Source organism: Mycobacterium cookii, assembly GCF_010727945.1.
GTDB lineage: Bacteria > Actinomycetota > Actinomycetes > Mycobacteriales > Mycobacteriaceae > Mycobacterium > Mycobacterium cookii.
The window spans coordinates 5,032,058-5,048,137 of the sequence record NZ_AP022569.1 but is presented as its reverse complement, the minus strand read 5'-3'; the positions used below and the strand labels follow the sequence as shown (position 1 = coordinate 5,048,137).

Here is a 16,080-nt window from a genome sequence, read left to right as displayed (position 1 = left end):
CACACCAATTTTAGGGACCTGCGAAGTCACCCACGGCGATCATCATGTTGCCGCTCCAGGCGGTTGCGACGCCGGCTGCGGTGAATGCGCAATCCAGAATGACCGCTCGGTGTGGAGGACTTTGCATCCACAGGTCGAGCGCTGCTCCCGGAGTCGCATGGGACCCGGTGCCCCAGTAGACGATCTCACTCGTGTGGGCGGCCCTGGTATACCCCGCGTCGGCGATACGCGCCTGAGGCGAAGAGCCGTCCGAACCGATGTGGCCGCCGCCAACGCCGTTCATCATCAAGTCATCGGCATGGCGCTGCGCGGCGACCGTCAGACGCGGGTCGTCGCCGACCACCCCGCATGGCTGACGAAGCTGGTTGACGCCGTCGTAGATTGCGGCGCTCAAATCGTCTGCGCGCGAGGCAAAGCCGGCAATAGGACCGACCGCCGTTACGGCGACAGCGCAGATCGCGAACGGGATGACCATCCTGACTCTCGTAAACATATTGCCCCCTGCCGAGCGCTTTTCTTTGCCGGCTCGGAAAACAAATGTTACTCAACCGAGACATTGTACGGTCAGGAATCGCCAATTCATTTGCTACGCCGACATGTCGCGGCGCATCCTGATTCGAAAGCCGTTCCGGCCCGAAAGGAGAAACCGATGGCCTTGAACCGTCTGAGACGTCTTGTCCTTTTGTGCGCCGCTCCGCTCACAATTACCCTGCCGCTTGCGCAAACCGCCTCCGCCGACACCCCGTCCTGGAACGGCGAGTACGCGATCACATTCATGGTCGGCCCCAAGTCCGGGACCAGCATGGCCGCCAGTGAACCCGAGACTCAGCACACCGAGAATTACGGATTCCGATCAAGCTGTACGGGCGGGAATTGTGTCGCCACGATTGTCAGCGGTCCTCCGCCGAGCAATCCGACAGTTCCGCAACCAGTGCAATTCACCTGGGACGGGTCGTCGTGGACGCAAGTCAGCGAATTCCAGTGGGACTGCATGATGCCCGACACCACGATCCAATGGAGTCCGGCCCGATCCACTGTGCACTACACGCCCCGAGCCAACGGAACACTCGACGGCGTCATGCACACCGATATCTCAAGCGGACCGTGCCAGGGCTGGATCGAGATGGACATGACGGCAGAGCGAATATGAACTGGACAGCGGGGACCGAGTGGGTAATCGTCGCGGCCGTTTTTGGTCTGGCTGCATGCTCGTCGTCCTCCTCACCACCGCCCCCGCAAGCCGCCAGAGCAAGCTCAACGACCCCACCGCCAGCCGTCAGAACGACTCATGCCGCTCCCAGCACGACCGCGGCCTGCGTCGGGTTGTCAATCTGCCCCCCGCCGCCCCCGGACGCTGATGGCAACCCAGCCTGCTACTACCGCGATGGTTGGGCTGCCGACACGTCGGGCTCTGGGATTAATGTCTACTACTTCCGCGAACCGTCCAATTCAGTTAATGGCGAGCAGGTGACCGCCGACGTTCGCCAGAAGGACGGCACTACGGCTTCCCAGATCGCCGCACTCGATCCAGGTCAATTGAACGACCAGATTCAGTTCCCCGGCATCGACAAATCGGCAGTGCAGGCAGTATTGCTGACGACTAGCACCGGGCGGTGCTTCGTCATCGGCCCCGGCAGTTAGCCTTCCGGATCGATCCTCGGAATCCGGCGACGCCTGGTTAGGCGGGTCAGTCAAGCAGCAGCATGACAAGAACTTCGAGCTCTTGCTGTGCTGATGCTGGCTAGCGGTTCCACTCCTGACAGCGACGGTCCGCCACAACGTACGTCCGGCGTCGGCAGACGACCAATGTTGCCGGTTACGTGGAAGTCGTTGAATTTCAGTAGCGGACTACTCAAGCATCCCGTGAACAAATCCGTTTTACTCATCTGAGGCAGGTCGCCCAGGCCGCGAACACGCGGAAGGAACCCCGACATGAGGTTGGCCGAGAACCAGGCTGGTGAAGCTTTCGGCCGTACCCTCGGAGCCGCCGCCGACGCCGCGGGGGCCATCGGTTTCGTTCAACTCCGAGTCGGCGTCATCCAAAGCTGGCTTAGCCAGGACAACGACGTTCAGGCGACCCCGGACGCCATTCAGACCGAGTGCAGCGAGGGCCGATGGAACCGCTAGCACTGTTCGACCTGTTGAGTCCCTACTTTCTGGCCGGGGTTGACCTCGGTCCGACCTTCCATGAGCTCCTGTCGACTGTCCATGTCGACCAATTGGATACGTGCTTCGACGAAGAGGGCGTTGCGGTTTGGGGAATCGCCCGGCTGGATCCCTCCGCGGCAACGTCGTCGTTTTCGCTGACGCCGAACGGAGCCAGTATCTCCGGCAGCGGCAGCACCGGTGGAATTAACTCCCCTTCATCCGCATCGAGCAATTCGGTCTGGGACTGGCATGACGTCACATTCCAGTTCCGCATCACCGCGCCGCGCTCGCCGTCCTCGTTGATCGCGTCAGCGATGAGTGCGCTGTCCGGCGTACCGAAAGTGCAATCGACGCTTCCTCCGCTGTTCGATACCTGGGGCAGCAGCACCGCGGCGCCGTCCGATTATCCGAACGTGCAGTTCCAGCTCGATCTGCTGTTGACCGTCGCGACCGTGCACCTACCGTTCCTCACCGGCGCGAAGCTCGATCCCAACGGACTTCTCGAGGCAGACCCGGCTAATAAGAACGTCAAGCTCGTCCTGCCGAAGATCCTTGTCACCCTGACCCAGGACGGCACCTTGGGCCAGCTCGATTTCGTCATCGATTCGTGGGGTGCCGCAACCATTGATGACCCGGACGACACCGGCGAAGCGCAGCTCATCCAGATGCTGCCCCCCTATGCACTGGTGGATGACGCGGGCCACTTCGGGTTTGGCTTCGACAAGGCGGTTCTTGACCTCAGCGACAGCCACACGCCGCCCGAGCTGCTGTCGCAGTTTGGTGTGGGAGACGACTGGCAGGGCATCTATCTTCCCGATTTGCGAATATTCGTCGCGCCCAGCGGCGCTCAAGGGCTTGCGGTGGACGTCTCCGCCCACGATCTGTTGATCGGAGTCGGCAAAAGCTCAGGTGTATCAGGTGATTTCGAACTCGACGTCATCAACGAGAACACCAAGCCGCACATACAGGTCATCGTCTACGACGCGCAGAACAACACTATTGCGGAAGACCAGCAGAACGGTGTGATCAAGGTTGTCTTGCCGCAGAACTGCACTCTGGTGGTCGACGTCCGCCAAGCTGTTCCGCCCTACAAAATTACGGTGGATGGAACCGACATCACGTCGAACCAAACGTTTCCAATCACCGGGTTCACGGCAAAGCACGACTATGCAGTCGTGGTGACTGATTCGGCCACCCCACCGAACATCACCAACCTCACTGTAAGTGCAGTCCCACAAGCCACCAGCGGGAATCCCCTGCCTGTGCCGCCGACCGGGCAGTCCGGAATGGCCCTCGCCCTGACCGGGGGCGCCACCGACGGCATCCACACCATCACGTTGACCAACGCGCAGCAGGGGACGGTGCAGTTCGCACCCTATGTCGAGGGGATTCAGGTCAGCGTCGACAACCAGAACGGCGGCGCACCGCAGACCCTCACCTCCGACACCATCACGATAACTGCGAACACCGTTGACACTGTTAATATTTCAGCCACCTGGCCCGGGACTGCCAGCAACAACAAAGTCGAACTCAAAGCCTGGTTCCACTTCGATCATCCGCCGAAGCCCACCACGCCACAGGCGCCGCCGGCCGGATTGCAAAACACGCCTTCCGCCTACGGTGTGCCGAATACCGGCGATGTAGCGCCGACGGATCACATCGAGGTCTCTGACGAAGAAGACGTCACGCGCACAACGACTTCCGTCCCGTTTACCGCGCCGCTGGTCGCCAGCAGCGACCTGAATCAGTTCATCCAGGGCATGGCCGACAACACGCCCACCGAAGTAGAGATTGACGGGTTCGCGAGCTTCGAGCACAACGCAACTGACGAGCAGAACGCAACGCCGCCCAGTTACAACGACGATCTCTCGTCGCGCCGTGCGGTCGCTCTGGCAGAAATCATTCAGGCAGCGGTGCAGGGTACGGCGAAACAACCGCAGATCACGATTGTTGCAAAGGGCAATTACCACGACGATGCGGTACTGCCCGGAGGTGTTTCCGCGCAAACCGCTTGGGGCTCAGGTACATCCCCTGACTCGCAGTATGTGTACGCCGATTACTGGCTGGCGCATGCGGTCTACAACAGCACGCAGCCCGGGCCCAGCGCGACAGTAACGGCTAAAGTGACCGGCCCTCCTGCCGTCACTCCCACTCCCAGCCCATCGCAGCCCACGCTTCAGAAACCCCCGAACGCAGACCAGAATCGGCCGGCCTTTTTCCGTTCCATCAAGATCATCGTTCGCATCGCGCAGAGCACTTTCATTGCGCTCGAGATTTCCGGTGAATTCCAGTTCAGCACCGCCGCTCAGCAGGGCCTGCAAAGCGCAGCGCAGAAGGCTTCGTACGATTCCGGCGGCGATCATTCGATGACGGTGAAGAACCTGCAGCCCGGAAACCCCAACCCGGCGGACGGGACCACCGATTTCGACCTGATCATCTCCCACGACGATTCAACCAACACCTGGACCGAGCAACTCACCATCGCGGCCGCGAAGAACGACAAGGACGGCCTGATGCGCTGGGGCGATCCGGTGACCGACGATTCCACCGATCCTGAAGTAAACCGCTTCCGCGATTTCATGGGCACCCTGCTGGTCTTTTCCCCGTTGCTGCAAGATGTCGCCGCTGCCACCGCGAGCATGGCCAGCTGGAAGGAAGGCCTGCTCGACGGCGCGGCTCTCGTTGCCGCAGCGGCAATTTCGCAGATCGGCGTCCTACACGCCGAGACCATCACGCTCTACGGCGGTGAGCTGCTGGCTCAGGAAGGGAGCGCGGGCGGTGAGGCCGCGGTCTTCCTGGATGTTGAAACGGACCTTTATGTGGACCTGCTCGGCATCATCACCACCAAGCCGAGCAAGCCGATCAAGGTTCGCTACAAGGCGGTGGGCGTCAAGATCGTCTGGGGCGCGGGCCCTGGAAACACACTGATGCCCATCGTTTTCGATGCGAGCAAGGGCTACTCGATTGATGTCACCGATCCCGGAACGTTCCATCTGCCCGCCGGGCTCGCGGACATCATCCAAGTGCTCGGTGCCAGCATTGCCCGCACCAACCCGCTCAACCTCGAAGTGGACGTCGGCATCAAGGCCGACCTGGGCATCGTCAGTGTGGACCGCGCGAAGGTGCGCTGGCCACTGGATCCGCTTGGGGTGCCGACGATCTCCGCGCTCGGCGCGTCGGTCAACATTCCGGGCGCGTTCAAGGGATCGGGGTATCTGAACATCGGCAACGGCGGTATCGCCGGCTCGATCGATGTCACCATCGTCCCCATCAGCCTTCGCGCGAAGGCCGAGTTCAACATCCAGCAGACCCCACCTGACGGCTCCGGCAATACCGCGACAGGCGTTGCCATTTCGCTGGAAGTCGATTTCCCCGCACCGATCGTGCTGGGCAGTTCAGGGCTCGGCATTTATGGACTGATTGCGCTCTTCGCGATGCACTTCGGGCGCACTGTGGACGACCCCATGACCTGGTACCTGCAAGTCAAGGGCGACCCCACCGACGTTGCGAACGCCCACAGCAACGGCTGGCAAGCAGAAATCGGTCACTGGGCCTTCGGCGCCGGCGCTGTCCTGGGCACCATGGATGGCGGCTTTGTGATGAACCTCAAGGGCATCCTGGTGCTCGAACTGCCGGGGCCGCGCATCTTGTTGTTCATGAACGCAAACGTTCTGGTGCCGTCGCTACCCGGGCTTCTCGGCGACGCCACCGGAACCATCCTGGCGACGCTCGATCTTGATATCGGACGCGGCACCCTGACCATCGGCCTGCAGGTCAACTACAACCTCAGCCCGTTCTTTGCCATCTCAATTCCTGCAGACGCATTCTTCGACTTCACCGACCCGACGAACTTCTATCTCGATCTGGGCAGCATCGCGAAACCCGCGACTGTTTCGGTCATCAACTCGTTCACCGGCTCTGGGTATCTCGAAATCCATGGGCACGGAATCCCAGATTTTCCGGGCTTCAATCTCCCGACGCACGCGCTGTCGGGTTTTGCCATCGCGATGGGCATCGATGTCGCGCTCATCTGGGGCAACACCAGCGTCAACCTGTATCTCGAAATTGGCGCCACTGCGGCCGTCGGCATCGGCTTCTCACCGTTTCTGCTGGCCGGTTCCATCACCATCAGCGGACAACTTCACCTATTCATCGTGTCCGTCTCCGCCAGCGGAAATCTCGCAGTTACCAGCGACGGCACCGCCGCAAACACCACGATCACCGGGAAGATCTGTGGCAGCGTCTCATTCCTGTTCTTCAGTGTTTCGGGCTGCGTCGGATTTACGCTCGGACCCGGACCAGTGACGCCGCCCGCGCCGCCGTTGGTCAACGCGCTGTTCTTGCAAAGCCGTTCGCCTGCTCTGGTGCAGGGCACCGGGGTGGACCGTCCAATCGATGCCAAGCTGGCCGATGGGGGTACGGATCCGAACAACCTGCCCAAGGACAGCAACGGCAACATCGTCACGGTGCCGATTGATTCAATTCCGGTGCTGAAGTTCGCCTTCTCCCCTCAGCTCGATCCCGCGTTCACCAGCTTCACGCAATCTCCCGGTAATGCGCCGACGCTGCCGAGCGGCGGCTGGTGCAAGCGTGGTGAGAACCTCTACCGCTACACCATCCAAAGCATCTCTCTGGCACAGGTTTCCGGCCCCGGACCGATGCTGCTGAATGACGCCGCGGGAGTGCCCTCCGTGTGGCGACCGAACGCGGCGGCAAACGGCGGCGATGACCGCGCCATCGACCTCGCTCTACTCGACTGGACCCCATTCGCCACACCGCAGGCCGTCGTCGCGGGGAGCGCACTGACGACCACCGTGACCACGACGTGGAGCTCTGTCTGTGATCCAGCTGCGCCTGCGACATCGGTCTTCTGGTGCTTCAATCGCGCGAATGTAGGGACGTCGCCGGACGGCTGGACGCTTCAGGGCACAGCTTGGCCCGACCCGCCGGACACGGTGCGCTCCGCGCCGCCCCCGTTGACGCTCAAGGTAAATGAGCTATGGCGCACCAGAGTCGAACTCATCGATTCGTTGCTGTCCATGGAACCCGCTTACGTGTTCGAGCTGGCGCTGCCATGCATCTCACCAAGGCGCACCCAAAAGCCCGTCCAAACACCCGAGCGGGCTGGACTGCTCAACACCGAGCATCCGACCCTGCGCAATCCGGTTGTCCAGAACGAGATCCTGCGGCGCCTGCCACAAACCGCACAGTTCGCGTCGCTGTCACACGCTGCCGATCTGGCAGGACGCGACTCCGCCATCCACACTCTTGTCGGCACCGCCGATGCACAGCGGATGGCGACCCGCAGTCTGGCGGAGACGCTTGCACGGCTGCAGCCGTCCGAGGCTCGCTGGGCGTGCAGCGGGCGCGCGCTGGCAGCCCCGTTCGCTTCGGACCTGCCCCGTCTCAACGCGGAGTTCGACCTGCTCACCAAGGCGTTGAGCCCACTCGCGAAGAACAACGAGGATTTGGCCGATGCGCTGCACTTCTACGGCAATCCGCTGGTGCGGGTACGCCTGTTCCTCTGGGTCACAGTGGAATTGATCCGGTCGAGAACTCTGGTGCTGCGCGCGCTCGATCCGAACGGCAAGGGGATTTCGGATACGGTCATCAATGAAGCGATAGTTCACGCCTACACCGACCTACCGAGCACCTGGTACGAGCCGGGAGGGGTCTGGAGCAATGACGCCCTTTTGGACTGGGAGTTCCTGACGGTCTACGGCGTTGTCGAATCCGAAGACGCACCGGACTACTACGGTTTGAACATAGTCGCGACGGTCGACCTTCCCGCTGGGACAGACTCCTTTCTGCTGGGCATTCTCGAGAAGGAAAATTCGGTACCAGCCGCGTTGCCGCCGCCCTATGTGGTGGCGTCCATCGAAGGCTGGAGCGTCGCCGAAGTTGAGCGCGAAACCTTCGATTCGAACACCCAAGTGCAGAACCAGCAGACCGTTGCCGGTGCGCTCAACGGCGACCCTGCCAAGTTGCCACTGCTCGAGCCAGGCTCGATCTACGGCATCACGGTCAACTACACGGCAGAATCGGCAACCGACGACGGCAACGGTAATCCGGCACACCCGACTAGTCCGGTCGCGGCATCGCAGGCGCTCTACTTCGAAACCGACAGCACGCCGCCGGTTTCCCTGGCGCCCTGGGTGTTGTGCGTCTGGCCCGGCAACGACGAGCCGCATTTCTTCTACTCCGAACCGATCACCGTGGTCTTCGCGACCGACGCGGTCGAGCAGCTGCTGACCGCCTACGGCGAGACGCTGCAAGGCCACGCGCGCGCGGCAACCTTCCGCCCGCCGGCCAGCGCCCCGCCGAACCAGCAGCCGATTCAGAAGCTGTTCCCTCTGACTCCGGTGGACGGCGTCGTCCTGACGCCATGGGAGGACGCCATCCGGGCCCTGCTGAACAGCGGTGCAGCGCCTTGTATCAACGCCAGCGGCACCTCAGTGCGGCATGGCAAACAGGTATTCGATTTCCCCCTCGACGGCATGACGCCCTACATCTTCGATCTCGAAAGCGATCCCGCACCGCCCGTGCCAACAACAAACTGGCAGCCCGGCGATCCTCCGCCACCGCCGGTGAACCCGTTGTACCGCACCGCCTTCGCAACGTCTCGTTATGCCTCGCTGGACGAGATGATCGCCGACATCAACGGAACCAATACGGGCTACCGTCATCTCACCGCGGGCGCGTCCGCGCAATTGTCGGCGCTCTCGGCGAATCCAACGGACGCCGAAATGCAGGCCGCTCTCCAGGCCGCCGGCCTGGGCGCTCTGCCTCTTCCCAAGCAGCCACAAGTCACGGTCTTCTGGGAGGATTCCCCCAGCACACCCGTTCCCGTCGGTGTGCTCCTCGAGACGCCCGAGCCCATCCGGCGCAGCCGGCAGACGCCGACACCCATCATGGACTCGAGCACTCCCCCCGTCATCACCGAATGGCAAATGCAACCCGCTGTCTGGCTCGACCTAATCGAAACTGCCGGCACACTCAGCGCCACCATCGCCGCGAACACCAGCGGCAATCGGACCTATGTCGCGCTCAAGAACGGGGCGCGGGGCAATACGCTGCACCTCTCGATACGGCGGTTTTGCAAGGCGCCGATTGATACAACCGACAGCCAGCACGACACTGCGCTGCTGGACATTGCGCTCAATCAGGCGCCGTGGGAGGACCTATGAGCCGCATCGTGTATCCCCCATGGCTTCACCTCGCCGCGTCGGTGGTCAACTGGCAAGAGGTCGATCGCCTGACTGGAGCACCCTCCGGCGCCACCACCCTTAGTCGCCGCAATCCGCTCTCGGAAACGTTGCAGTTGCGCTGGATGGTTCCGCCGTACATCGGCCTGCCGCGCAAGCCGTTCACCACCTGGATCTTTACCGGGGAAGCCACCCTGACACTGCAGCCCGATTCTGAGGCCACCCTGTCCGGCGGCGCGCAGCGGATCGACTTCCCCGACGCGATGGCGATGCTCATCTTCCGCCTGAATCTCACGGCGGCGGGCGCCTACGTTTTTGCGTACTCCGCGTCCGGCCAACTGCTGACGGGCGCTACCTCGGAAGGGACGACGGGCGTCGTACTCCTCGAAATTCACAGCAGCGCAATCGATTATGTTCTTATCGGCGGCACCGGAGCGCTCTGGGAGATCTTCGGTATCACCGCTGCGGAGTTTGCCAACCTCCCCGGCTGGATTGCGGTCGAAACCGTCGGCCTACCGGTGGACCAGAAGGATTTCGCGCCGACGGGTTATTCAGTCGCAAAGCAGGGATTCGTGACCGCTCCGGTCTCACCGAAGGCGGCAGCGAAACGCCGCCTCAAGGAGGGCGCTCCGCAGCTGGGCTGGCAGAGTGCGCTGCCCGACGGAAATCCTGCTCCCCCATTTGTTCCGCCGACAATTCCTGGATTGCTCAACGACTTTGCCGCCACCGTGCTGCCGAACATCAAGACCATGCTGGATTCAAGTTCGGGGCCCACCGCGGATTCTTCGGTCGTGGTGGAGCAGAACGTACCGACGCCGCAGCAGGCGGGCGGAGGCGCGGCTCCCTCGTCGCAGCCGTCGAGCGTGACCTTTTCACCCTTGGCCTTGTTGCTGCTCGCTTCTGGCAGCGATCCCTACAACGCGCTGGGCCTTGGCTTCGGCACCGCTTATACCGTCGACGAGCTCACCGCAATACTGGGCGGCCGAACCAACACCAGAAAAACCAGTGACGTTAAGATAAATAGAGATACAGCGCGCGGACCTGTCACCGTGGAACGCAATATTTCGGCGGTGATGGTCAGCTGCGAGTACGACATCAGCCTGCTGGGCCTTCATGTTTCGGGAGAGATGGCCGATGTGGTCTTCTTCGACGCGCTCCAGTTCGGCGTCACTCCGGCCCCGCAGGACCTGACGGCCGACACCCTGCGCCTGAATCCGCCACTCAGGGTCGACGCACCGTACACCGCGACGGTCGACGCCACATGGAATCGTCCCGCGCCCCTTATCCCTAACCAAACCGTTGCCGCAAGCTATGCCGTGGCGCGCTCGTCCACCGCGGCGGACGCCACGCTGCTCAATGCAAAACGAGTCGGCGGCGGCTTCATGCCGTTTCTCGCATCGTTGCCGGCAGATGGCGACAGCAGCGCGCCAATCCTCTTTGAGGACAGCAATGTTGCGCCGCCGGAAAGCGGCAACACCTTGAACTACTCCGTCACGGGACAGGACTGGTTCGGCGTGTGGAGTGGCTGGGTTGAAACCGCCGCCAGTGTTCCTGCGGCGCCGGTGTTCTATGCGTCCGTCACCGACGCGAGGTGGACAATCGCCGACCAGGCCAACTCACCCTATCCAGCGACACTGACCGTGTTGTTCTCGTGGGACTGGACAACCCGGCGGCCCGCCGAGGTGGATCTGCTGATTGCGCTTTGCACCTTGCCGGACCCCAACTCCCCGTTGCCTTCTGTGCCTGCGCCGGCGGGAACCCAGTACAGCATCGGCGGCGGATACTCGGGCGTTGAGTTCCTGTTCGGCACTGATCCCACGGTTGCGCCGACGGTCCCCGGAGGTGCGGCCTACAGCGTAGAGATCGTTCCGGCGACCCCGCCGACACCACCAGATGGCACGCCTCCCCCGCCGATGCCCGGGAACTTGAACGTTGTTCAGTACCGGGCAACCATCCCTGGCTTCAGCCTGAACTTCGCCGGCGCGGACGAGGCCGCAGCCTTTGTCTACGCGCGAAGCAAGGAGCTGTTGAGCCCCAGTTGGACAGTGACTGACAAACCACGGGTGGCGCGTCTCAAGAGTCCCGCGCCACCCCCCGTTCCCTCCTGCGACTCCATCGTGTGGGCCACGTTGCCGGATGCGTTGGGAGTTAGTCGCGTTCACCTCAAGTGGAACAGCAACGGCGCGCCGCCTTCAGCGTCCTTCCACGTCTATGAGGCCACTGAAACCGGCTTGTTGGACGTTGCGGGTAAGCCGCCTGCCGATCTCACCCAACCCTACGCCTCGCGTCTGGCCGCACTGCGAAATCTCGACATGGCCGCATGCCGGAAAACCTTCCGGAAGCTGACCATGCCCGTAACACCGTTCACTGAAAGCGATTTCGAAGTGGAGCTGCCGCGCGGCGGCCGTATTCTCTACGCCTACGTCGTCACCGCGGTTTCGGCAAACAATATCGAGAGCGCATTTCCGTCCGACGCCAGCACCTTTACTGCGGTAGCCGTTCCATACGTGGAAGTGCCACGCGCACCCCGTATTTCGGCGACACTGACGCAAAGCGGAGGCGTCTACGAAGCCGTCGTCAAGGTAGAGAGCCGGGTGGGCGTCTCACCCGACCGTTTTGTGCTCTATCGCACCAGCCGAGAAGGTCTGTCGCGCTCGGTGGATCTGATGGGACCGCCGTTGACCGACTCGACCCAGTCTGGTTGGAGCAACACAGCTCCCGACCCGAACGATGGGACGTGGACGGGCTCGTTCACAGATGCGGACGTTCCAGGCGCGTGGAGCCCGACCTGGTACCGAGCAATGGCCTGGCGCGACGATCACCTCACGGACGGGAGTGGAAATCCACTCGGCGCGTTGGGCGGGCGGTCCCCCTCGAGCAGTGCTTTCGGAATCGTCGTGCCGCCGCCCGACCCGCCCGCGCTGCCCTACGTGGCCCCTATCGCGACCGACACCGCGCATCACACCGCACTCATCGCCGTCGTGACCAGTGCGCCCATCGCGGCCACTGCGCTCGGCAGCCACACCCTCAACGTCACCGTGTACGACCCCGCGCAGCCAAATGCCAAGGCGATGCGGACGTTCCGAATGGAGACCGCGCTGGATCTTCTGCAACGCACGATCACCGTCCCGGCCAGTGGCCAGCCCGGTGAGGCGGCGCGCTACGCGTTCGGCAACGAGTGGAGCGCCTTGCTGGTGTGGGTGCCGAAGCCGACTCGATCGAGTACGTCCACCGAGCCCTTCAACGTCACGGTGACGCTGACCGATCCGATCAACCGTTCCACCGCGCAAACCGCGCAGGTCGGGTGGTGGACCTGATGGATCCAACAAGCCTGGCCGCCCGTCTCCAGCAGTACCTGGTCGAAAGCCTGGGCGTCGCTGCGCCGTTGCTCGGCGCGCAGTGGGCCTCGTCGAATCCCGCGTATCACGGTGTGGACGCAACCGGTGACAGCACCCCGCCCATGTCGCTCACTTTTTCAAGTGCCTGGAACGCCCCCTTCACCGGAATGCTCAGCTATTCGGCCAGCGGTACCGATGCGCAATTCACCCTGGACGGTCTCGTGATCACCGGCTCGGTCGCCGTGCTGTCGCAGCATCCTCACGCCCACCTGAGGCTGCGCGACATCTTCGCCCGCCGCTTCGGGAACGACGGCAGCGGCCATAGTGTGCGGCCGGTGCCGATGACCGCGGTGATCCGCATGAGTTCGCCCCCGAGTCCCCTCCCAGCCGCGGTGTCGCTCGTCAATGCAGGCGAATCGCTACCCGCCGGCACCGTCACCTTCCACGACGCCAACGGCCTGCTGATCGATCCACTCTTCGTGGCGAGTGCGTGGACCGACATCCTGGACAACTTCGAGGTGCTCGGTCCCAATGGCTTCGTGAAGAGTCAGCTCAACAAGACAGCCGGCTACGTCGATTCCATTGCAGCTCTGGATTCTTCGAATACTCGCTACATCCACATCGTCAACCCGCACGGCGGAAGCTGGACCGACCCGGGCAGTGGGCACGGCCTTACTGTGACAACGTCGGGGACGCCGACGCGCGTCTCCGGCTATCTGCCCGCGGCGTTTCCAGATAGCGCAACGCTTGGCGCCGAGGACACGTCCTCGACACAGCCGTTGCGCTGGGGGCCGGCGACCTTCGGGAAGCTGGGGAAGACACCCTTCTCCGTCCCAGCGCTACTCGCAGGCGCATCCCTAACGCGAGATTTCTTGCGCGTCATCGCAGTCGACCTCGACCATTTCCTTCTTGGCAATCGAACCACCCAGGACGTCGATGGTGTCCTATACGCCGATGCCGGCACCGCGTCCGAACCAGCGCCTCTTGTCCGCGAAGGTTCCACGGTGCGCTTCTGCACCGATGGCGTCGCAGTCCTCGGCGAGGCGCATACCCTGCTCTCGCATGCGCCCACCGGGGGCACCTCGTTCTTGGGATACCTTGTCTCCCCTGCCATCAGCGACAGCTTTTCCATTCCGTCGGACACTAGCGCGAACAGTCGCTGGGGCAAGGCGTCCGCAACGGAAATCACGCCATCATCTGTCGCGCCGCAGGCTTGGGACCCTGCCGGCGCCAAGCTGATTCGCCCCGGCCAGACCACCACAGACGGCAAGCCGTCCATTACTGCCGCGTGGAACTCTGCGTCAGGTACCGACATCGTGGTCACGTTCGCGGCCGGCGCCGTTCCCGCGGGCGCTTTCCTGCGCATCTATAACCGCATCTTCTACACCGGTCCGTCGCTCGATCAGAGCGCGACTTTGTTCCGCGGTGATGGCGGTTCCATCGTCGCCGGCGCCGCGTCACAACCCGTGCAGGTGTTGCTGAAGGATCCACTCAACCTCGCCAAGTCGGGGCAGATCGGCGGTGCCACACTACATTTCGATCTGCATGTCGTTCCCAACGCCGGTTCACCACCGCGTGAACGTATCTTCGGTGGCTACTCCGTGCCGGTCGGCGCCTTTGGCGCAACCAGCTTCACGCCCCCGACCGCAACCAACAACTTCTCAATCGTTCCGGTGAACCGCCGGGGTATTTGCACGGCGGCCATGCTTGGCCTGCATCCATCCAGCGATTTCAGTCCTTCGGTTGTCGTAGCTGACTCGGTTGCCGCGCAACTCGTAGAGCTCATTCGCCAGCTTTTGCAATTCAACACCCAGGCCAACGCCCCGCGCGAGGCCCTGCGCATTCCCACGATGGCCCGCACGGAATCGATCGCGGCGATCGGCACCTCCTCCGGCAACGCAGGTCAGTGGGAAACGGTGCTCTCGGGCGGATTTCTCATGCCCGAATCGCATGTCGAGAAATATCGGCAGGGAAATCCAGGTGGGGTTGCAGGTCCGGAGACTTCCGTTTCCGGAATCTTCGCCGGGGACCAGCTCGGGTACGATCTCGCACTTGCCGCAAATCGTCGTGCTAACGACCTTCTCAATCGATTGGAAGATTACGACAACGCTATTTTTAACGCGCCGCCCGCGCCTGCTTCGCCCAGCACGATCAGCGGGGCCGTGCTGCAGACGGTTTCCGCCTACGTCGAGACTCCGGAATTCGGACTGCTTCCGGAAAGCGATCTCGCCGGACTGCCGGCGACGGTGGCCGATCTCAAGAGCTACATCCAGAACAAGATCAACCTGCCGAGCAGTGTGAGCATGCCTGACCTCTTCAATGGCAATCCCGCAAATGGCGACAGGATCGTCGCGGAGATCAAACGCGAATTTTATGCGGCTAGATATGGACGCCGCGACTGGCAATGGTCGCTCGAGTTCGCCATCTCCCATGCGCGAGATCTCATTTATATGGAAACTCAGTGTCTTACCCAGAACGACGACAATGAAGCCTATTCGTTCGACCTGGTAGACACGCTCGTGCATCAGTTAAAGTCCCAGCCGAGCCTGCGCTTCATTCTCGTCTGTAACAAGAAACTGTCATTCGACCCCACCTATAACGCGTGGGCGCAATACTTTTATGGCAAACGCTCCGACGCCTGGAAGCAGATTGCGGCGGCGGCACCGGGCCGCGTAGTCGCTGTGCATCCGATCGGCTTCCCCGGCCGTCCGCTGAACATCCGCACAACGGTTGCGATCGTCGACGACGTCTGGTGCTCCGTGGGCACAGGTGTACCGCGCAAACGTGGCTTCGGCTTCGACGGCGCAATCGATGTTGCCTTGCACGATGCGCAGATCGTCGACGGCCGCGGTAGTGCCATCCAGCAGTTCCGTCGAACGCTGATGGCGAACATTCTTGGAACGCAGGCGCCGCCCTCGGGAGGGTCGCCCAACGCGGATTGGGTCCGCCTCCTGCAGCCGCGTTCCGCGTTTGCAGCTTTCAGTGAGCTTGTGCAGCAGGGTGGCCGCGGTCTGGTTGAACCGCAGATCTGGCCCGGTCCGGACTCTTCGCTGATTCAGGCGCAAAGCGCGGAACTCGCCGATCCGGACGGTCGCAACCTGTTGAACCTGCTGCCGGACTTGCTGACCGCGCTGACGCTCGGCCCGCTTGAAGGGCCGCCGAGCTGAGCTGATTTGCGTGAGTCGGTGAGCGGTGCCCAGAGCGACGCCACACGGCGAGTCTCGACGACCAATGTTGATCCGTCGATAGTGAACGAGGACGACCGCCTTGAGTTGTTCTGGTTGTTAAGGGATTCCGGGGGAACAACTTCGGCATCCTCACCTCGCTCACTTTCCAAGCGTCGGAACCTTCCACAGCTCGTGAACGTCATACCTGAGCAAGGCGACAAC

At 62.5% G+C, this 16,080-nt stretch carries 7 protein-coding genes; 6 read left to right on the top strand and 1 reads right to left on the bottom strand.

The window, feature by feature from the left end; all coding sequences use genetic code 11:
• Nucleotides 1–10: 10 nt before the first annotated feature.
• A complete protein-coding gene (locus G6N27_RS23760; RefSeq protein WP_232064773.1) occupies nucleotides 11–475 on the bottom strand; it encodes a CAP domain-containing protein in 465 nt (154 codons plus the stop codon).
• Between the two features lie 174 nt (nucleotides 476–649).
• On the opposite strand from G6N27_RS23760, the gene G6N27_RS23755 reads away from it, so the two are divergent.
• The 6 genes from G6N27_RS23755 (at nucleotide 650) to G6N27_RS23730 (ending at nucleotide 15,858) form a co-directional block, all read left to right on the top strand.
• Nucleotides 650–1,150, top strand: a complete 501-nt coding sequence (locus tag G6N27_RS23755) for an Rv2253 family sensor-like surface protein (RefSeq protein WP_163780712.1) — start codon at nucleotides 650–652, stop codon at nucleotides 1,148–1,150.
• Between the two features lie 317 nt (nucleotides 1,151–1,467).
• The gene (locus G6N27_RS25465) at nucleotides 1,468–1,641 is read left to right on the top strand and encodes a hypothetical protein (protein ID WP_232064772.1); all 174 of its coding nucleotides are present in this window, start codon (nucleotides 1,468–1,470) and stop codon (nucleotides 1,639–1,641) included.
• Nucleotides 1,642–1,932: 291 nt separating this feature from the next.
• Entirely contained in the window at nucleotides 1,933–2,127 is a 195-nt protein-coding gene (locus tag G6N27_RS23745) for a hypothetical protein (RefSeq protein WP_163780707.1), read from the top strand.
• Nucleotides 2,115–9,335: a hypothetical protein gene (locus tag G6N27_RS23740; RefSeq protein ID WP_163780705.1), complete on the top strand. Its 7,221-nt coding sequence runs from the start codon at nucleotides 2,115–2,117 to the stop codon at nucleotides 9,333–9,335. Before G6N27_RS23745 ends, G6N27_RS23740 begins: the two co-directional genes overlap by 13 nt.
• Nucleotides 9,332–12,670 carry a hypothetical protein gene (locus tag G6N27_RS23735; RefSeq protein ID WP_163780703.1) on the top strand — a complete coding sequence of 1,113 codons (3,339 nt, stop codon included), beginning with the start codon at nucleotides 9,332–9,334 and terminating at the stop codon, nucleotides 12,668–12,670. Before G6N27_RS23740 ends, G6N27_RS23735 begins: the two co-directional genes overlap by 4 nt.
• Complete coding sequence (locus G6N27_RS23730; RefSeq protein ID WP_163780701.1) at nucleotides 12,670–15,858, top strand: phospholipase D-like domain-containing protein; 3,189 nt, start codon at nucleotides 12,670–12,672, stop codon at nucleotides 15,856–15,858. Before G6N27_RS23735 ends, G6N27_RS23730 begins: the two co-directional genes overlap by 1 nt.
• Nucleotides 15,859–16,080 lie beyond the last annotated feature (222 nt).